Annotated in this window: 12 protein-coding genes and 4 pseudogenes; 8 read left to right on the top strand and 8 right to left on the bottom strand. The window is 56.3% G+C overall.

What is annotated here, in order from left to right; all coding sequences use genetic code 11:
* From AB4Y34_RS37915 to AB4Y34_RS37895, 5 genes and pseudogenes are all read right to left on the bottom strand, one after another.
* Positions 1-81 (bottom strand): annotated as a pseudogene (locus AB4Y34_RS37915) (IS5/IS1182 family transposase); the annotation flags it as partial.
* 56 nt (positions 82-137) lie between these two features.
* Positions 138-956 carry a gamma-glutamyl-gamma-aminobutyrate hydrolase family protein gene (locus AB4Y34_RS37910; RefSeq protein ID WP_176369694.1) on the bottom strand — a complete coding sequence of 273 codons (819 nt, stop codon included), beginning with the start codon at positions 954-956 and terminating at the stop codon, positions 138-140.
* Positions 949-1869 (bottom strand): annotated as a pseudogene (locus tag AB4Y34_RS37905) (fatty acid desaturase). Before AB4Y34_RS37905 ends, AB4Y34_RS37910 begins: the two are co-directional and overlap by 8 nt.
* Positions 1870-2047: 178 nt before the next feature.
* Positions 2048-3370 carry an O-acetylhomoserine aminocarboxypropyltransferase/cysteine synthase family protein gene (locus AB4Y34_RS37900; RefSeq protein WP_368718921.1) on the bottom strand — a complete coding sequence of 441 codons (1323 nt, stop codon included), beginning with the start codon at positions 3368-3370 and terminating at the stop codon, positions 2048-2050.
* A gap of 1 nt (position 3371) precedes the next feature.
* The gene (locus AB4Y34_RS37895) at positions 3372-4130 is read right to left on the bottom strand and encodes an aminotransferase class V-fold PLP-dependent enzyme (protein ID WP_368718920.1); all 759 of its coding nucleotides are present in this window, start codon (positions 4128-4130) and stop codon (positions 3372-3374) included.
* Positions 4131-5584: 1454 nt separating this feature from the next.
* On the opposite strand from AB4Y34_RS37895, the gene AB4Y34_RS37890 reads away from it, so the two are divergent.
* From AB4Y34_RS37890 to AB4Y34_RS37865, 6 genes and pseudogenes are all read left to right on the top strand, one after another.
* On the top strand, positions 5585-5959 hold the full coding sequence (locus AB4Y34_RS37890; protein ID WP_176369695.1) for a DUF3564 family protein: 375 nt from the start codon (positions 5585-5587) through the stop codon (positions 5957-5959).
* A 2322-nt stretch (positions 5960-8281) separates the two neighbouring features.
* The gene (locus AB4Y34_RS37885; RefSeq protein WP_368718919.1) at positions 8282-9574 is read left to right on the top strand and encodes a cytochrome P450; all 1293 of its coding nucleotides are present in this window, start codon (positions 8282-8284) and stop codon (positions 9572-9574) included.
* Between the two features lie 347 nt (positions 9575-9921).
* Positions 9922-10935: pseudogene (locus AB4Y34_RS37880) on the top strand (IS110 family transposase).
* 861 nt (positions 10936-11796) lie between these two features.
* The gene (locus tag AB4Y34_RS37875; RefSeq protein WP_176369697.1) at positions 11797-12651 is read left to right on the top strand and encodes a sterol desaturase family protein; all 855 of its coding nucleotides are present in this window, start codon (positions 11797-11799) and stop codon (positions 12649-12651) included.
* A gap of 325 nt (positions 12652-12976) precedes the next feature.
* Positions 12977-13846: a glycosyl hydrolase gene (locus tag AB4Y34_RS37870; RefSeq protein WP_255215295.1), complete on the top strand. Its 870-nt coding sequence runs from the start codon at positions 12977-12979 to the stop codon at positions 13844-13846.
* 145 nt (positions 13847-13991) lie between these two features.
* The gene (locus tag AB4Y34_RS37865; RefSeq protein ID WP_368718918.1) at positions 13992-14321 is read left to right on the top strand and encodes a hypothetical protein; all 330 of its coding nucleotides are present in this window, start codon (positions 13992-13994) and stop codon (positions 14319-14321) included.
* Positions 14322-15076: 755 nt separating this feature from the next.
* Here the strand turns inward: AB4Y34_RS37865 and AB4Y34_RS37860 are convergent.
* Complete coding sequence (locus tag AB4Y34_RS37860; RefSeq protein WP_368718922.1) at positions 15077-16498, bottom strand: alpha/beta hydrolase; 1422 nt, start codon at positions 16496-16498, stop codon at positions 15077-15079.
* 1154 nt (positions 16499-17652) lie between these two features.
* Here AB4Y34_RS37860 and AB4Y34_RS37855 point away from each other — a divergent pair.
* Positions 17653-18111, top strand: coding sequence for a hypothetical protein (locus AB4Y34_RS37855; RefSeq protein WP_176369699.1), 459 nt, complete (start codon positions 17653-17655; stop codon positions 18109-18111).
* Positions 18108-19073 carry a M64 family metallopeptidase gene (locus AB4Y34_RS37850; RefSeq protein ID WP_368718917.1) on the top strand — a complete coding sequence of 322 codons (966 nt, stop codon included), beginning with the start codon at positions 18108-18110 and terminating at the stop codon, positions 19071-19073. Before AB4Y34_RS37855 ends, AB4Y34_RS37850 begins: the two co-directional genes overlap by 4 nt.
* Positions 19074-19610: 537 nt before the next feature.
* Here AB4Y34_RS37850 and AB4Y34_RS37845 read toward each other — a convergent pair.
* Both AB4Y34_RS37845 and AB4Y34_RS37840 read right to left on the bottom strand, forming a co-directional pair.
* Positions 19611-19814: pseudogene (locus AB4Y34_RS37845) on the bottom strand (transposase domain-containing protein); the annotation flags it as partial.
* Positions 19807-20166: a hypothetical protein gene (locus AB4Y34_RS37840; protein ID WP_368718916.1), complete on the bottom strand. Its 360-nt coding sequence runs from the start codon at positions 20164-20166 to the stop codon at positions 19807-19809. The gene AB4Y34_RS37840 and the pseudogene AB4Y34_RS37845, both read right to left, overlap by 8 nt.
* Positions 20167-20801 lie beyond the last annotated feature (635 nt).

The following is a 20801-nucleotide window of genomic DNA, read 5'->3' as shown; positions in this document are numbered from 1 at the left end:
CAGCGTCAGATACGGCGCCGCGAAACTCCATTCCTCATCCGACACATCTGTCGGATACCCTTTGCGGTCGGTTCTTTTCATCCCGCCAGGATACCAGGTCTCAATCGAAGTTCCTAACACGCTCTAATCTCCGCATCTCAGTGGACCGCTGCGTTATATGCCTCACAGGCTCTCCCGAAGGCGCCCAGAATCTTCTGGCTGATTACATCGCTGGAAGCATGCCATTCTGGATGCCACTGCAGCGCCAGTTGAAAGGTGCGTGAATCCCTATATGACAGAGCTTCTACGACACCGTCCCCCGCTACTGCCTCTACTCGGATTCCTTCTCCAAGCTCCGCGATGCCTTGCCTATGCAACGAATTGACGCATAGCTCGTCGCCCTGGATAACGGACGACAGCAAGCCGCCGGAAGCGACCTTAACCGTATGGACAGGACGGTACTGTTCGTCGCGAGGAATCTCTGGGTTTTCGCGATGCGAGATCCCCTTGTGTGTCAACGACAGATCTTCGTGCAATGTGCCGCCACGGTAAACGTTCATCTCCTGCAAACCGCGGCAGATTCCCAATACTGGCATATCCAGTTCTTCCGCCACCATCAACGCAACCATCGACAGCCTGTCTCGCGGACGATCCGTCCTGCAGGCGACAATGTCGTCTTCAGCAAGCGCCCAAGCGCCACCGTTCCTGTCAAAGATCCCGGGATCGAGATCTGATTCGTCGCCAGTTAGAACAAGGCCGTCAAGACGGCACATCAGGTCGCGTAATCTTTGGAAAATCGCGTCGCAAGGCAGATCGCGGTCGATCGTCGGTAAGATGACGCATTCGACCGACGCGTGTTTAGTCAGCGCCTCGATATAGCGCCGCCGCAACCAGTCGCGGTGAACGCCGTCGTGAAGATGACGATTGGCTGTGACCCCGACGACGGCGCAGCCCAGATGGCGACGTGTATCAGTCATTGACCACGCCCTCCCCTGCTAACCGTCCGCGCTGCGCCTCGTACAGCCGCCGGTTCCGCTCGAGCAGCTGGTTGATGACACTTGGCTGCCCTTTTGGTCCACTAGCGAAGAGTCCTCCCCATGAATCTGCAACCTCAGCATATCGCGGATCGCGCAACCTGATCTTCTGTGCCCGCTTCAGGTGCCAGAAAGGCACGCCTGGCGAAAGATGGTGTTCCAGATGATATTCATCAAGGTTCGCGCCGACCAGCAGTCGCTCGATCAAATTCCCCTTGCGGTTACGCGTCAAGTACACATCTTCGGTTTCGGTCTCACCCATTGGCGAATGCTCAGCGAGTTCAATGAACCAGCCCAAGGCTTGGAACGTGGTTAGATATGGAACAAGCCAGAACAGCACAAGCAAATCCAGCGATTGCGTCAGGGCAAAGCCGAAAATGACAATCAGCCAGAATACCGCAAATCCATAGGTGTCGATGGCAGCACCCCGCCTGTCGATGTCTTTTTTCCCCTCACGAGAAATAAGAAACCGCTCACTCCATAGCTACTTGAGATAGCGTACCGTCGCTCCGCCAAACATCGCTTTCCAGACGATGGCAAAGGCGTATTCAGGTGGCGGGCGCACATCATACACGCCCGATGATATAAAGAACTTCAGGTCAGGATCCCTTTCAGGGTCGCCGAGATATGGATCGTGCAGATGAACATGCGAGTAGCGATAAGCCCAGTGCCGCTGAAAAACAGGATATGCGGCGAAGACGATGCCGAGCACGTAGTTCCATCCGGTGCTCCTGGCAAGCGTCCGGTGCGCGGCATCATGCGCGATAGTGGTCAGTCCGCGTTGTTGCGCGCCGATTACGAGTACTGCAAGCGGGTAGAACCACCCCGAGATCCGTATCGTCGCATAAGCGCACACGCAAGAATGACAAGATAGTCCTTCACAATGTAGAGTGCGCCCGTCAAATTATCGGGCCTCAATTCGGCCAGCTCTCGCGTAATGTCGCGCGAGAATCGCGAAGTGGTGAAACGTTTGCCGCGCAATTGCCAAGCGTCGTAAATTTCCATGATCAAACTCCCTCCCAGAAAGATCGACGTCAGACAGCGTCGAGTCCGCGTTGAAGATCGGCGACGATATCATCAATGTTCTCAATCCCAACGCAAAGCCGAATCGATCCGTCGAAAATGCCAGCGGCCTCGCGCTTTTCTTTGGGAACCGTTGTGTGCGTTGTCGAAACGGGATGCGTGACCAACGTTCGCGCGTCACCGACATTCGACACGTGGTACATTAGCTCGATGTTGGTTATGAATCTTCGCCCTGCCGCTTCATCGCCCAGTTCAAACATAGTCATTGCGCCGTAGCCGACGCGTGCGTCAACTAACCCCTCGACAAGCTCACGTTCGTATCCTGAAGACAGCGATGGATATGAGACACGTGCGACCTTCGGATGGGCGTTAAGGAACTCCGCAACCGCGACGGCATTTTCGCAATGCCGCTGCATGCGAAGATGAAGGGTTTCGAGTCCTTGTATCAGCTGAAAGCTGGCGAGGGGACTGATCGCGGCGCCGGTGTCACGAAGCCAAGTCATCCGGGATTTAAGCAAATAGGGACTGGCGCCAAGATCGTCAAGTTTCAGAACAGCTTCTTTCCAGATCATGTCGCCATGCGCTTCATCTCCGTCGTTGAACAACGGAAACTGGCCTGCGTCGTCAAACGCGAAGCTTCCGTTATCGACAATCAGTCCACCAAGTGTCGTTCCGTGGCCGCACAGATACTTTGTCGCGGAATACGTGGAGATATCCGCGCCCAGAGCTTTCGGACGGCAAATCAAAGGGGTTGTCGTGTTATCTACAATAACAGGAATCCCGCGCCGCTCACCGATTTCCACCAGCGCCGGAACAGGCAAAGGGACAAGGCACGGATTGGAAAACGTCTCTCCAAACATAGCAATCGTCCTGTCGTCCAACATGCGCTCGAACGAATTTACGTCTCTTGGATCCGCAGATCGTGCCTCGATACCCAATCGTTTGAATGTATTGAAGAGCAGATTCCACGTATTGCCATATAGATACTTCGATGCGACAACGTTATCGCCTGGCGTTCCGCTGCACAGGTTAGCGATAGCGAGAAAGGTTGCGGACTGCCCTGAGGCTACCGCCAGGGCGTCGCTCGCACCCTCCACTGCAGCGAATCGCTTCTCGAGGATGCGCGTTGTCGGGTTGATGATCCTGCTATACGTGAACCCATCGTCTCGGACGTTGTAGATGTCGGCAATTTTTTCAAGATCGCCGTCAAGTTCATAGGCGGTAGATTGATAAATCGGTACAGTCACCGCTTTGGTGACAGGGTCATGACGATAACCGGCGTGTAGAAGTGAGGTCTCGCGGTTCATTTTGGCGTTCGCATTGTTTCTTAACATGTCAAATGGCCTTTTTCCATAACTCGGTTATACCGCGGCCCGGGTGGTTTGCGGATTCATCGAATGAAGCTGAAAAGAAGTCTTCAAACGCAGTTCCCAGCAGGCGGATCCACAACGGATCAATACATCCCATGCACCCGATCCTGAAACTGCGCGTCGGAAGATGCAGCTTGGTATAGATGTAGAGGTTGTACTCCACGAGATGGGCGTACAGCGCGTCGAGATCTTCTTGCGTTTGAACGACATCGCGCGCCGTCAGTGCAAGGCATACCGGCGATCGATGCCGCGGTTCCAGCAATGGAGAGGCGTATGGCGCAGTTGCGCGGATGATTGCGTCACGGACAGAGGCGTATGGCGCAGTTGCGCGGATGATTGCGTCACGGACAGAGGCGTATCGCTCCCCACGGCGAACCACCCCTTCAACAGCCAGTTCTTCGAGCGCCTTTGCGCACGCCTGAACAACATGCGTCGGTGGCGTGGAACGCCACTCGCCAGTCTGTTCGAAGTTACGCCATTGGTCCCGAACGTCCAACACGAACGAGTTGGTCTCTGAGGACTTGCTATGGAGCGTTTGCAGCGAGGCAACAACAAAAGACACACCCGGCGGACCCTCGATGCACTTGTTACTCGAGGTCACAAGGACGTCAAACGGCACCTCCCTGGCACTGATTTCCACAGCGCCGAAAGAACTCATTGCGTCGATAATGGTTCTTACACCATGACGCGTTGCCAACTCTACCATTGGCCGGAGCGGATTCACGACTCCCGTGGTCGTTTCACAGTGCACAAAACAAAGATGCGTGATCCCCGGATCCTCTTCCAGGCAGGCAGCGACTTTCGCCAGGGGAAGGAGTGATCACTCGGGGCAACGATGCTGACGGCATTAATGCCTCGGATCTGCAGCAGATTGAGTATCCGCTCGCCGTAGCTTCCATTAATGCATACGAGCGGCCGGTCTGATGTCCCAACGAACGAAGCCAATGCCGCCTCTACGCCGTAAGACCCGCCGCCCTGTATGGGTACTGCCGAGTACCCCCCCGAGCGTCCAGCAAATCTACAATCAGGCCTCTTACTCGCTCCGTTATTTTCTTGAAACTCACGTCACGGGAACCCATGTCAAACTGCATTTCAGCCTTTACTTCGGCGTCCAACGCCAATGGCCCCGGTGTCAATAAAAATGGGTGCCGTGCGGTCATAGGTCCACACTCCATAGTCGAAACAGTTATTTGAGGACGCGAAAGCGCTGCCCATGCCCCACCTGACACCCGTCGCGCACAGATATCAGAGATCAAAGTAATTGGTTACCGATGCGGCCGAGCCCATCGCATTGGACTTCATGTCAATTGACGGACTGGAGCTCTTGCGCAGGCCCGCTTCGAGTGATCCGCATTCCTCCGCAGCTGATACTGATCATGCCACAGGGAACCACCGCACCAATATGAGTTCTTCTTATGCATACCTAATAACCTTTAATACTGCCGTCGTTCCACTGAGGAACCTGATATGACGACGGCGCGAACTGGTTTGTGCCGTCTTCACACAAGGCACGTTGCACGGAGATAATTTGTGAAATGTCTATGACAGCATCCGCGACGAGATCCGAACGCCGTCGTTGTATATCCGTATCCAATATTCCTTGCGGGCAACCTTCCTCGAACCGCCATGGTCGTATTGAAGTACACGCAACTTGGCGCTAGTCCTGTGTGGCACGGCGACGGTTTGCGACAGATTTGCCCCCCGCCGCCTGTCATCAGGCATATGTCCAACCGACAACACTTCAAACGCAGCGCGGGGCCTTCGGTTGATCGTGGTCAACGACACACCCTCTGTTGCTGCGGCAAACTAAACCCGTATTGTGACGTGGCAGCGTGGCTGCACCAACGCTACATCTCGCAGTTGCTCGCGCGCACCGTCCGCGACAATTTGTCAAGATGTTCAGCAGCTCTAGGGCATGCCTGGCTCGAGGCAGCCACTGGTAGTCCGTTCCCCACCTCTGATCTCCATGAATCGCGAAACACGGTTAGTACAGGCACAGCGCTCTTACGCGTACAATACTCAGTCAGATTGACGGCCCCTGTCGCGATCGTTTTGATAGCAGCACACGGACGAACGATGTGCATACGGTGGGAGTGAGAAATCAGCGAGTGATCCGCGGCGAGGTTCGCCGCTTCCTACGCCAACTAGGCGTGGAGAATATGTGTTCGGAGAATTTTCATGCGTCTTACCGTCCAGCTCGACATGTTTAATACTAGCCGTCCGATGGCATTTGCAGTCCTCTGGCTCGACACAGAAAAGCGGCAATGGTCGCGCGAGGCTCATTCCGGACTAGACTTACCCGAATGGGGCTCGTTGCATGTGGATTGCGGCAACACGTTAGTGTGCGGGCCCAGCGAAAACACACTCGCGTATGTTCTCGAAGGATTGAATCTCGACTGTCGTTATAGACTTTTCGAAGGCGACTCCGGATCTGCGCTGCGGTATACAGAAGGACGTTGGGCTCCATCAAACGGCCACTGGCATATTCAGTGTATTGATAACCAACGGGGACAGCCTGAACAAGAACTGTTCACCACCGGCAAGAATTCCTGACAACATCTGCGTTAAAGAAATGAAGCAATCGAACGGCAGCACCTGCTCAGGAATCTGACCACTGTGATCGACATACATCTCGAATGGTGGTTGAGCCCTCCATAAGTTTGGGGGGTTGACCGATCGAGGCTCCATGATCAACGATCATCACCCGCCAGCTTGCCGTACCAGTTGAACGTCTCGCATCTGCGACAGATCATTTTTATTTCCCATGCCGCTGCACCGCGATAACTCCCGGTGCGTACGCCAGCTTCTCGTTGGTGTCTTTCCAAATATGCGCCCATCCGCAACTGCACCGGACGGCGTCGATAGCTCCGTCTGGCGGACTTACCCCTTCGCCGTTGAGCTTATCGTTGCGCCGGCCAAACTGCTAACGCAGGAGGACAGGGCCCCTTTGCCTAACTTGATACACCGAGCTTTGTCACTAATTCGCGCGTTGTCGAATAGCCCGTCTCGCATCGGCATCCTGCAATCCAATTGCCTATCCTCATGCCGCGGCAACCTTCGGCGCTCGAGCAATATGTCGCCAGCGCGCGCGCAATGGACGTCAGGGTCGCGGGCCCCCTATAACCGACGTTGCGAATTAACGCGAGACCCCACGCGTTTCATGTTTGCCAAGACAGATTGCGGATCATAGTGCAGCGAAGGTCCGCATCAATCCCAGACAGAGATAATTTGTCGCTCCACGCCTCGTGGTTGCGCTTTCGGCAACGCAGATGCGGTGGGATGGGCCGCGTTCGTTGATCCTGTAGCGTCGTAGCTCGGGAGGAACCAACGGCTCGTTTGTTTCGATCGTCCGACTGATGCCGCTGGCCCTCAATGACCGACCTGCCTACGCATGTCTAGCTCTATTCGACGCAGACAGGGTCCGACGCGCGAACGGCTACGCAAAGCGCATCATATTGCGCCAACTGCGGGCCTAACCGCATCAATGCTTAATTCATTGGATGACTCATATCGGTCAGGAACCCGCCTCGCACACCTCGTAGCCCACGGTGATTGTGGGCTACGGGAGATCTCAATACTGGTCCTTCAACGGTCCGCCCATGTGCTAGTGGCATTTCACCTTGCCAGCAGCCGCCAATCTTTGCCAATGCAGAAAGCAGCGCCAAAGGTGTTGCGCCAGTCCGCGAGGAATCCGCCGAATGGTAGCCGTCAAACAGATGGTCCGGATCGTTGCGTGGAACGAATATTAAGGGTTGCTACCCGACCACTATCGGGGATCGGGTCATTGTTCACCGCGCGTTCTATTTCGGAACTAATGACCGACCAACGAACGGGTGGGCGACTGGCAAGGACAGCGGGGACACAGAAAAAAAGTGACCCATCGGAGTCGTCTATACTCTGACGGGTCGTCTAAAGTCCCCACAGTAGGTCGAGCGAGACGGTTCGACCCGCTGCAGCCCAAGTGTACGAGACTGGCGCACGGCAACCCTTGATCAAGGTCATACCTTTCTCACATCAGATAAGTAGCCAACACGGTCATGAATTGCTGGCAGCATAGGCTACGCGATGGAACAAATTCAGTGAGGACGCCCCGCCCAAATAGCCGCCCGGCGCTGGCGCCGTTGAAAGATTTCGTCTCTGACTGTTATCCGGGCAGTTTGAAGGATACGGAAAAGGATTTTTACTTAGAGTTGCCTCCTGTCATGAGCCACTTTTGTCATAGCGTCAAAGTGCCAGCCAATCTTTGGCAAGCCTGACATTCGACGAAGAAGGTCATTGGCACGGTTGTGCGGGATGTGTGCTGCCGCCCTCCTCAACCGCAAATTGATATTTCGTCGCAATCGTTCGTTTCATGAATACAACTTCAGCGTAACCCGCGACCCATAGTGTTGACCAATATTCACCCCTTGCCGTGATAGATATGAACGACGGCTTCATTAGAATGGGCTGGAGAATCATTGCAGCGTGAGAGGCACCGTACCGGGCAAAGGGGCACCGGTTCGACGGCCTTCCGGTTCTGTCACTTGGCCACGAAGACATCGACAAGCGGGGAGCTTGCTCCTGGTGCGCGAATGCCATTGTCATGCGCTGTGTCGGACAAGGGATACCTTCGAGGCTTAAATGCATGGCCACGTGATCAAGAAAGGTTGACATGCATTAAGGTGAAAGACGAAAGTCGTGAATAGTATGAAAGAACAACATCCGGCTAGCGCACGCTTGCGCCCGGCCCGTTCGCCTCTTTTTCCGACGCGACGGCTTCGATGCGCACCAACTGGCGAGTGACCCGCAAACGTCGGTCGACCCCAAATCCCAGCCATGAGTGGATACGTACACGTTGCTTGCCTCGATTCCACATGTCGATTCTTCTTCAATATCGTGAGCATGACAAATTACGACCTACCGAAAGACATAGCAAACCGTCTGGTTGATCCGCAGTCTTATACAAACCTCGACGGGCTCCATGAGATATACGCGTGGGCGCGTGCAAACAACCCAGTCGGACGAGCAATGGCGGACGCGCATGACCCATTCTGGGTGGTAACAAAACACGCCGACGTCTCAATGATTTCCCGGAACAATGCCCTGTTTCGCAACGGCGATTATTCCGTCGTCTGCCGTCCGCAAGCATCTATCGCGCATGTTATAGCGGCCACCGGTAGTCCAAACATCGTCCGTTCGCTCGTCCACGTCGACGGCGACGAACACAAGAGGTTGCGCGCACTGACACAGTCGTGGTTTATGCCGAACAGCGTCCTCAAACTTGAGGCTCGCATCCGATCATTGGCACATTTGATGATCGGAGAACTTGTGCAACAGAGCGGCTCCGTGATTGACTTTGCGAACGATTTCGCGTTGCACTATCCGCTGAACGTGATCATGGATATTCTCGGAGTTCCGCAGGAAGAATCTCCCCGTATGTTGAGACTCACACAGGAGATGTTTGGAAGCGAGGATGCCGAATACAAGCGCGAGATCACTCGCCAGGGCGACGCCGGAAGTGCGATCGGCAAGGCGCTGCTGTCCGTTGTAGCAGACTTCAAGGGTTACTTCGATCGCCTGACCGAAGATCGCCGAAAAAACCCGCGTAACGACATCGCCACCTTGCTCGCCAACGCGGTTGTCGATGGACAGCCTATTGATGAGGCAACCCGCCTCGGCTACTACGTGATTATCGCCGCCGCTGGGCATGACACGGTCTCGTCTTCCATATCGGTTGCGATGTGGGCATTGTGTCAATTCCCCCATTTGCTGCCGCGGCTTAAGGCTGACCCGTCGCTCATTCCGCAATTCATCGACGAGAGCCTCCGCTACGCATCGCCAGTGCGTCATTTCATGCGTACGGCGGCAGCCGACACGAATTTGCGAGGCAGGACGATCCGCAAGGGCGATTGGCTGATGCTCTGCTACGGCTCGGCCAATCGCGATGAGGAAGTTTTCCCCGACCCTTTCGTATTCGATATCGACCGAAGGTCGAATCGGCACATTGCGTTTGGAGCCGGTGCTCACGTATGTCTTGGCCAGCATCTCGCAAACATGGAGATGCGCATCCTGTTCGAGGAACTGATCCCGAAGTTGCAGTTCGTCGAACCGGTGGGAGATGTCGAATTCACGACGTCTAATTTCGTAAGTGGGCCAAAGCACCTCCCGATATGTTGCGTGTTGCAATGATGGCATCTATGTAGAATTTGAACGCCACAAAACGACTTTGAGCGGGACCTTGCTTTCGTCTGCAAACTCACACATGTAACAGCGACTGCCAACCATTTTGCCGGTTGCAGCCCCCAGTTACTATCTTCCCGCCTCGATAATTGAGGCTTTGGCCAGCCAGGCCCGGTATGATTCTCGCCCTCGCCCCCAGTCGTAGTCATGATCCGGTGGGGTGTTGTCACCGGGCCTGGTGGGCTGGTGATCGCTAGTAGGGGCTCGGCTGGGATATTCCAAGGCCGTCCGTAACGTGGATGCCGAGACTTGCCACCGTTGTCGCAGGCCCACTCGTTCAATCTGCACAAAGTTCGATGCAAGAATTCCAACAACATGACGTCGTCGATGTCTTCATCGGTGTCGACGTCGGTAAAGGCCAGCATCCCGCCGTGGCACTAGCTCGGAATGGCAAGCGCCTGTACAACAAGGCGCTCCCCAACGACGAAGCCAAACTGCGCGCCCTCATCGCCGAGGCCACCGTTCGATGCCGCATACGCTGCGCTCGCTTCGGTTAGCTGATGAACCGCTCGGCGAACTGACCATGCTGTGCGGCTTCGACGACGATCTCGCCGCTCAAATTACCCAGACCCGTAACGGTATTCGCGGCCTGCTCACCCAGATCCATCCCGCGCTTGAGCGCGTTCTCGGACCGCCCCTCGAGCATCCCGCCGTGCGCGATCTACTCCAGCGCTACCCGTCTCCAGCCGCGCTTGCAGCAACCAGCGAGAAGACGCTTGCCAACCGCCTGACCAAGCTCGCGCCACGCATGGGCAAGGGATTGGCGGCCGAAATCGTTCGAGCGCTGGGCGAACAGGCCGTGACGGTGCCCGGCACGCAAGCCACCACCATCGTCATGCCGCGCCTGGCTCAGCAGCTCGCCGCCTTACGCAAGCAGCGCGACGAAATCGCCGCCGAAGTAGAGCGGCTGGTGCTTGCTCACCCTCTTTGGCCGGTCCTGACCAGCATGCCGGGAGTCGGCGTCAGGACCGCCGCTAGACTCCTCACCGAGGTCGCGCAAAGCCTTCGCTTCGGCAGGTCACCTGGCGGCCTACGCTGGCCTCGCACCAGTTACCCGGCGCTCAGGCTCATCTATCCGTGGCCCGCATCAGCCCAGGCGCAGCAACAAGGCACTCAAGCGCGCCTTGTTCCTATCCGCCTTCGCGGCCTTGCGAGACTCCGTTTCGCGAGCGTATTACGCACGCAAGGTCCAGCAGGGCAAGTGACATAACCAGGCACTCATCGCGCTGGCACGACGACGCTGTGATGTCCTGTTCGCCATGCTGCGCGATGGCACCTTTTACAAACCCAAGTCAGCCCCTAACGCTTGACGAACTACATAGGGCCCCCCCCCTTATGATGGCCTGCCGGAACCGGCCGAGGAACTCTCGAATTGGGCTCATGTTTCAGGACGAGTCCCCAAAAAAAAGTAGTACTGGGTGTGTGAACCGCAGGTCAACGCCGATTTGGTCTTTGTATGTCCGCGCATCGTGGGCGTCCCCATGATTACTTTAGAACTTTCAATCTACCTTCGATAGCCTTTCTGGCAGCGATCCGCAGGCGCTACAAACATCTCAGTTGCGGTCCCGCATGGCCATGCGCGCCCCATTTTACCCATGCATGAAACGCGCCGCCCCGCATAAGTCGTCTTATCGAGCTTGCAGTCCTAACGGCAACGACAATAGTTGCGCTGGCCGCTCCACACGGCGCACGTCATCATGTCGTGGATTCACTTACCTTAGGGCGCCGTGCCGACGGCACCGGCCTTCGGTTACTGTCACGTCGCGACCGCGCTGCAGTTTGAGTGCAGTGCATATGCCTTCGACCATCCCTTGAGTCCGTATTGAGAAAGTCATTTGTGAAGCGAATGCGTCTTATCCAAACAATTGATTTTCGCGATTTCAGAAAATGGCGGATAGTGATGATGCCGCCACGGCACAGTCACCCGAAGCGCAGACGGTCGGCGGCATCGCGCACCGGGCAGTCCGTTAGGGCACCCTCAATAGACACTTTGCACGACCTTGTGGCCTGCAATGCCCATCGCCACGGATATCGATTGGCACCCCGAGTTACTACATTGGTGTCCTCCTTATGTCACGTAACTGCATGACACCCATGAAGAAGCTGGCCATTTTGACAAGCAGCTTTTCGACCCGAGATCTCCGTATTCGATCGGCTCACCGGAGCAAACAATGAATGCTGTCGATATCCACCAGATGGTCCAGTTCGCCGTCCAATCGTTCAAACTGCTTGCGATTTTTGCCACGTTATGTGCAGCTCTTGAGATCGCCTTTCCGGCTTATCGATACAGCGTTGCATCGTACCTTCGCGGCGCACGGAACTGGGCGATTCGGATTGGATGCGGCGCGCTAATCTGGCACTTGTACGCTGTGGGCTTGCAATGGTTAGGCGTCAAGCCGCTCCTGACGGTCAATATTTCAACAGTGCTTCACTCTGACAACGCAGTTATCAAGACGGCTTTCGCCATCCTTTCAGGCGTTTTGGTCGCAATTGCCGGTGACTTCTTTTACTACTGGATGCATCGTGCACAGCACGCCGTGCCATTCCTCTGGCGCTTGCACGCTACACATCACTCGATTCGCGAACTGACAGCGTGGAATTGCAATCATCACATTTCCGAGCCGGTTATCTACGCCTTGTTTGTAGCATTACCGCTCGCGCTGATCCACTTCGAGTCTGGCGTGGTGCCGGCTGCTGCCATGACCCTCATTACCTTTCAGGCGCACCTCTCACACTCCAGCACGCGCATCAACCTTGGGCCTCTGCGATATATCATCGGAGACGGTCAGTTCCACCGAATTCATCACTCAACTCAGCCGCATCACCGGCACCGGAACTACGGGTTCTTTACGACCATCTGGGACACGATCTTCAGCACGGCATACTGGCCGAAACGGGACGAATGGCCCGAAGTGGGCCTTCGCAATCAACCCGAGCCCCTCACCGTGCGCGACTACTTTATGTTTCCGTTTGAACAAAATCGCTGGTCCAAAGCCAAATCTGACCGCATAACGCAGGAGAGTTGACGAGGATTGGGCGGGGCATTCGCTTGAATTGAGCGGCACTGGTAGACAACACGTTTGCCAATGCAACGTCGCCTGAAACCATCGACGGTGAAGGCGAATCGCGGGTCATCGAACTATAGCGGTAACGCTGAGATCGGTATCACTTGGCCGTCTCGTGCGGCCTAACGGCGCAATATTTTATGCCCTTGTTCAAGGACGTTCGGTGTACATGCGCTCTCTCGGCAGTGCTATGGAAATTCCTGACATGAGCACCCACCGACGAGATGAACCCGCCCCAGTCTAAGAGTACGTCGCCCCACGCACGGTTTCTCTCTCGATCGGAAGGTTGCCCAAGCCGCTGACCTTCACCGATGCCGACCAACCCTCACACCTGACAGGAGATCAAAAGACCATGCCTCGAATCTTGATCCGCGCGACCCGTGCCGCCACTGCCAGCGCCGCGCTGATGCTTTGGACTGCCGGTGCGCAGGCCCAGACGTGGTCTGCTACTTCCCCCGAAACCTCATCCTGCTCTGCGGAAAACCTCTTCGCTTCTCGGATGTACGGTAGGTACACGATCAGCAACGACGTGTGGTCACCCTGCAGTAATGTCACCGCGGGTCCCCAGACAATATGGGCTAACAGCAAGCTCGGGGGTGACAGCGAGCTCGACTGGGGTGTTACTTCAGATCAACCCAACACCAGTGGCATCAAGTCCTATCCGCACATCGGATACCAAGTCAAGAAGACCATCGGCTCACTGAACTCGCTTTCCGCCGCCGTCTCGGCTACTACGCCTTCTGGCGGCGCTTGGGAGTCAACGTTTGATATCTGGGTCGGTGGTACGGCGCATGAAATCATGATATGGCTGAACTACACCGGAACTGCGGAAGGTTGCGGCAATGTCAAGCCCATCTCCTACAACTGGACACAAGCCGGATGCGCAATTCCACTTCACCGAAATGTATCGCTGTCCAACGGAAGTTGGAACGTGTACGTGGGCACCAACCGCAGCAACATCGTCTACACGTTCGTCCGCACGACGAAGACTGACAACGCTGCGATCGATGTGCTGGCGTTTATGAAATATCTGCGCTCGCTCAACTATTTTGATGATGATCTTGAAATCGGTGACCTGCAGTACGGGTTCGAAATCACCTCTTCGCGCGGCAACCTGAGCTTTGCGTCCAAGAAGTTCACGGTCACTGCCGAGTGATCCCTTTCATCGCGTTGGGCAGGGAGCCGTCCAGGATGTCTGTCCAGACTACCTTAGGAAGAAAGAACTGTCGCCCCCGGTCCATGAGTGGGTCCTTGCATGCTCCGCCCAGATCACGAAAGGGCAGCCGAAGAAAATGCGCCGCATGAGCGCACCCGTGATCAGTTGCTCAAGGAAAATGAGCATCTGCGCGCGGGGCGTGGTGTACCTAAAAAATCTCGACCCTTCTTCAGGCGAAGAAGCGGGCGGCGCAAGAGATAAAACGCAAATAGTGCTGCAACTGCGACAGCATCACCGGCTACCCGCGCTGCTCAAGGCGGCGGAGCTGGCGCGCAGTACGGTCTACTATCAGTCGAAAGTGCTTGACGGTGGCGAACGGGACAAGGACCGCGATGGCTACCGGCGCATCGCGGAAGCGATCCGGCTGGCAGGCCAGAGGGTGACACGCAAGACGGTGCGACGTCTGATGGTGTAGCTGAAGCTGAAGTCGCCGGTGCGCGTGAAGAAATACCGCTCATGGCGCGCCGAAGCCGGGCGTATTGCGCCGAACCTGTTTAATCGCGAACTTAGTGCGCCGCGAGCCAGTTCAAACAGAGGGCGCGTGTTCATCTGATAGGCCATAATCTCGCCGTTGTACAGATCTAGCACAGACGAAAGATACAGCTTCTGGCCGAGCACGTCGAACTCCGAACGCAGAAGGGACGCTCCTGTTAGGGACAGGGCACAATGGCCGATGCCTGCGGTGCCCATGAGCCGTATAAGGACGCTCCGCAATGAGAATGACATGGATCACCAGCCTTTCCGGTGCCGACAACTTGCTCAGGGTGAAATAATCTCCCCGGAGAGTCGGACTATCGACGCGTGCAGCATGCCACGGGGATCTTATTGAGCGGATCGAGACGGTGCGGACCTCATTACGCGGCCCAACTCGACTCTCGCGGCAGCGCGCCTGCGCCACCGATCGCATTTAAAATCGCGTCACATCGATCATTCTCCGGGGGCGCCATCAATTGCGCGGCGCACTTTTATGTTAGGGTTCGGCTGAGGCAGCGTGGTCTCCAATTCAGCTTCGACTGCCCGTTGATACTTGGACTGTCCGTGCCGGTGCGAGGGATTTGGCGAAAAGCATCACGCACCGCATAACAGTTGGCCGCATGCAACCGCTTCCAATAGCTGTCTTTAATTCTCCATGGCGATGAAATCCTCTACATCCAAGAATGCATTGACGAACTATCTCATCATTTCTCGGAGGTCCTGCAGAACCTTTTCTGCTTCGAGGCGATCGGTGTACATGTTAGTCCGGTACTCTTCTGTTACAGCGTTAGCGGCGAGCTTTTTGTTGATATTGATAGTTTTCTTCGAGGTGTTCAGTCCATTTCCTGCACACGTGGCGCCCTTCTCCGGCAAGGCGCCCTCAAGCAGATAGTCTGCGAAATAGCCGCCAATGCATTCGCTGCCAGAAAAGAATGCACCATGGTCGTACGTCGTCTCCTGAATTACAAGTCTTGAATTTTTCAATGTGGCTGCAGTGGCGCGCGCTCCAGGCAGAGGGGTTGGACCATCGTTCTCATCCTGCAGCATGAGAATAGGTAGCGTCGCGGCACTGTCGAACGACGGTAGCCTGCGCGTGCTGAACGGCCAGTAAAGACAGGGCTGACCGGAATATAAGCCCCCCACAAGCGGCGCAGACATGGCGAGCGAATTTTCAAGATCTGCCCAGTACTCCTCGCTTGAGTGGATCAAGGCTCCATCATTGCAGGTCACGGACACTTGGGCCGCCCCCGGGTCCTCCAAGGACCTTGTGCTACCGGAAACTACTTCGGCATATCTTGCGACCGCCTCTCTGGCAATCTTTTGCGTGGCATTTTCCACGGCTCTGTTCCAACTCGGAAAGAAAGGCAGCGAGACTACCTCGCGATGAAGGTCATTAGCGGAAATCTGCGGGTTTTCTGCCAAAACCGTCTTTATTCTTTTGGCCACTGCCAACTTTTCTACCACAGAATCAATTTGCCATTGAGCATACAGTGAATCAACTATGGTTCGGCCAAGCCAACTTGTGAGCCAAGGGGGACCGTTCCTAGTAATTTCTTTGACATCGTCCGCGTTCGAACCGAGGCCGAAAAGCTCGTTTTGTGCGGCGATATAAGGAGCAATGATGCCATCGAATGTGTGCTGAAATGCAGGAGCCTGCGGAGGGCCGACCTCGGCAAACGGAAGGGTGATATCTACGACGCTATCGAGAACCAGACGACCTGTGCGACCGGGAAACAGGCTGGCATAGCGAGCCCCAAGAGCCGTACCATATGACGTACCATAGTAGTTCAATTTGTCGTATCCAAGCGCCGCACGTATCACCTCCATGTCACGAGCTGTGTATTCGGTGTTAATGTAGGGCGTGAGGGGCGTGCCACCACAAGCGGATGCGAGGTCGCGGCTTTCGGTCATCTGTGCCCTGACTCCAGCGGGGGACCTATCGGTGAAAGAAATTGCTCTCGCCGGGGCGCTAGAACTGCATACCAACTGGGCGCTTGAACCGACGCCGCGTGGATCGAATCCGATCAGATCGTAGGCATCCGACAATTGCAAGAGCTTTTGACCTACAGGATTTGCCGAATTCCCAAGCAGCCATAGCGTCGACACACGCAAAGGCATAGCCAGCCCTCTCGCACCGGGCCCACCAGGATTCATCCATATGCCACCAAGCCGGTTTGCAGGCTTACCGGCAGTCACTCGCAGTACGCCAATGCCGACGCTACCTTTGGAAGCATAGTCGTAATCCAACGGCACCTTTACCGTAGTACAACTAGCCCTAGTCGATAGCGGACCCAGCAGGTCTTTGTTGACAATTTGAAAATCGTCAGATCCGCAGGTATGCCAAGTTATTGACTGGACGTAGTATGGCGTTAGTTCATCATCCACGCTGGAACCAACTGACGCGTAGGTCGGGGCGGTGACTGAACCGCCGTCCGAGCCACCGCAACCATTCAGCGCGACCGCAATCAAAAGAGCCCCTAGACGCGAATCTTTTTTAATGTTTTCGTCATCATGTCTATGTTCAACAAATGTATCGATTCTTCATCGTCCGGCTAGCAGAATGGTGCACTATGGTGCGGCTGTCATTTAGGAATTTGAATCAGATTGACATTGATCAGAAATCAATACTCGCAGCAATAAAAACGCCGATACTCGCAAAGGCTCCATCAACTTTCCTTACGCATACTTAAACAATATCGAGTGATATCGCGCGTCCGAATGGCGTTATCATCTCCCTGACAGCAGAGGGATGCGCAGACGAGCTTGATCGCTCTCATGTTGGCCCTTTTGGCGACATGCTCGAAAGGTCACACACTCTAATGCAATTGAGCTGAACAACGACCTTGCGATTGCTGTTCCTGCACCGGCGACCAGTCAGCATTTTCCGTTGGAATAATCGATGTAAAGGATGCGGACACGCGTTACTGAGGGTAGTTGTGGCCATAGCGGCGGCTTAGTTTTGCTGGCCGCAATGAGCCCGACGAGGCTTCGCTGTCGACATCCCCGTTATGCAACAAGATGCGAGAACCAAATGATGCTACCGCTGCCAGCGGCAGTCATCGGTGAGCAGTACATGCGGCCAAGCTACGTGTTGGGAATATTGCAGCGATGGACGTTTGAGGACGTCGGCCTTGGTGTACAGTCGACCCGCCGGCGCAAGCGAGCAGCAGTAGATTGAGGTCGCCGGGCACAACCGCAACGTCCGAGCTGGTCGATCAGCTCGACGCATTCTCGAAAATAGTGGCACCACTGCCGGATTGCGATGTTCGCCGATGCCTAGCCCACCGTACCGCCGCACCCTGCGCCTGATCTTTGCCTACGACGGCGACGCGCTATCGCTCGCCTCAAAGCATCTGGTCGAAATGACCCTGCCACCCTCGCATGAGCTGTGCAGCTCCGAAGGCAAGGCGGGGTTCTGGTTCGAATTGCGCGACCCCCACGGCCGGCCGTTATACCGACGGATCCAGCATGATCCAATGCCGCGGTATCGCGAAGCGCATGCGCCCGGCGCGACCCCAACGCACGTTACAGCTCTTCGGCGCGGCGTTTTTGAAATTCTCGTACCGGCCTATTGGGAAGCGGCGACACTGGTTCTGTCGGCGACAGAGCACCCGCCGGTCGCACCATTCGGCACGATCCGCGCCGAACGAGCGCGCAGCGGTGGCCCGCGGGTTGGCACGGGTGCGGCGCGCGAAATCGCCCGATTCAGTTTGGATGACATCCTGAAATGACTACCACAGATGGCGCCGTCATCGGCGTCAGCAAGATCATCGACCACGGTCCTGATGTATCGCGTTGGAATCTTGTGATCCTTGGCGACGGCTACCAGAGGGCCGAACTGGCGACCTATGCGACCGACGCACGGAACTTCGCAAACGCTGTCGCCGGTACCGCGCCGTTCAACGAGATGTGGTCGGCCGTCAACGTACACCGCGTCGAGGTTTCCTCGACCGACAGCGGCGCGTACGACCCCGTGGGCGTGTGCAACGGTACCGGCGCGACGGCGCGCACCTATTTCGACGCGACGTTTTGCGAAGGTGGGCAAATACGGCGGCTGCTCAGCGTCGACGCCGCTACAGCGTTGAACGTCGCGCGCACGCAGGTGCCACAGACGAACATGACGGTAGTGGTCATCAACAGCACCATCTACGGCGGTTCCGGCGGGCCGGTCGCGGTGTTTTCGAAAGCAGACGGCGCAGAGCAAATTGGTATCCACGAAATGGGGCACACGGCATTCGGCCTCGCCGACGAATATTCGACGTACGCCGGTTGTTCAAGCGGTGAAACTGGCCACGACACCTATACGGGAACCGAGCCGGCACAACCCAACATAACCGCCAACACCGACCGCGCGACGATCAAATGGGGCGCACTGATCGCTGCGGCCACTGCGCTACCGACCACCGTCAACGCTAATTGTACGCAATGCGATACCCAAGCATCGCCTGCCCCGGCCGCTACGGTTGGTGCATTCACAGGCGCAGGGTATTTCCATTGCGGATTGTATCGTCCACAATACAACTGCCAAATGCGTACGCTCGGGAAACCGTTCTGCGCGGTCTGCCTAGAAGTCGTCAGGAACACGCTTAAGCCATTCCTGCCGCTGCCGCCTGTCACGAGCCACTTCACCCCAACTTCTGGCAACCCCGGTGGCGCGAACGTTGATGGAACCACAGCGGATTCATCGGCCTGACTGCGGTCCGCGCGCGGCGTCGGTAGTAGCGAACTTCGTTATCGAGTCCGGCCCGCGGATCAGCACGCTTAGCCTTTCGGGCGCAGGCAGCAAAGCGGGCGCGATTGCGGCCTAGTTCAGCTACATCATAGCGAGACTGTCGTCGATCATGAACGTCAGCCCCAACACCGGTTGGAGCGCGGCCGGCAATGCTGACCATCAGAGGAATCGGCGTCACTCATGCGAGTGACGCCAGCTTTGGCAGCAATCCCACGCTATGGCCTCGACTCGGTCGCGCAGGCAACCTCGACAGGCCCCGGACGGTCGATAAGCATCGGCGCTACATTTACTACGCCATCGGGCACGTCAGGGGCCAATAGAGCGGCATCTTCGCCTATTGTTGATCGAGCTAAAATTCACCCAGTCTGGACCGCCACTTCGCCAGCAATGGTTACGTGCATAAGGCGCTGATCGTCCGTCGATCCGATGCGATCAGGGAATCACCAGGTCGGATGCGAGCATTCGTAAGCGGCTAGCCAAGCCGCCTTGACGGATTAACTAGTGGCTGGTCGCGGTCGGTCGCCAGCGATGCGGTAGTAATGCCGCGATATCGCTGGCCTTGTGGGTCGGCAGTCACGTGAGGACATCTTTCAGATGGGCGTGCGGCTCGTGCCCATTGAGTTGTGGTGAGCGCAACAGGCCCATGATGGCGGCAGCGCGTTGGCCTGCTCGCAGCGAGCCGGCGAACAACCAGTTACGCCGATAGCAAGTTCGCGATCATTCTGCCCATATCGGGCAAGAAGTTGAAGTCCATTACCGTTGACATCCCCTGTATGGGCGTCGCGTCAAGGTACGAGACGTCGAAGAGCGAAGCGGCGGTCGCGTGGTGCACGTTGAGGCCAGCCCAGGCGTAGTGAGGGTCGTGTCGGCGTGGATGCTGGATGCGCATCTCAGCCTGACGCACGTTCTTCGTGTCGAATGGACCCGGCACGAATGCCGGCGCCCGGAGTCCCATTTGCCGGAAGTAATACAGCGTCGGACGCGCAGGTTGACGTTCATCAAGGCGTATGTGATTGCGCCTGCCACAATAGAAAAAAGCGTAGGCCAATTGCAACCAGAAAATTCCATGTGGACCATGAAGTACTATATAAGACCTTAGCCTGGTGCGTTTTCGCGTTTGTGCACGACTGGCACCGCGTAGCGCTTCCCAGCGCGCGCAAACACAATGAGGTTCTCTTGTCGGCTTCGACCATATACCGAACATGCCGCCATGGACGGCACCATTGGCCACCGGCTGGTAGACCTGACGTTCGAGCGCCGCTGATGACTTGTTACATCTGCCCGCGACGAACGAAGGCTTGGTGCCCTATCCCTTCGCGCTACTGACTGGTGTACCTAAGCCGAAAATGCACAACACGCTGCCTGCCTAGGAAGCAGCTGATCTGCGCTTCCGCACCTACACGACGTACGTCTACGACCGGCTAATGTCAGACCATCATTGCGATGCGTGGCTCTTCGCGATCGCGACGCCGCATCGGAAGACTTTCTGCCCATTGCACGAGGACAAGGGTTACGACAATGCTACACGCCGAGCGTTACCACGACATCTCATGCGGTCACCGCCTAGCAGGCTGTTGAAAAGCGCCCCGTCATGACGACCGAAGCTACGTTCAGGAGACTTGCGCGTGCAATTTCCCGCTGAATTACCGGTTTGCCGCGCGATCCGCGCGGGGCATGCGCACGCATGCA

Source organism: Paraburkholderia sp. BR10954, assembly GCF_040965775.1.
Lineage (GTDB): Bacteria > Pseudomonadota > Gammaproteobacteria > Burkholderiales > Burkholderiaceae > Paraburkholderia > Paraburkholderia youngii.
The sequence above is the reverse complement of the archived record's forward strand: the minus strand, read 5'-3'. Positions and strand labels throughout refer to the sequence as shown.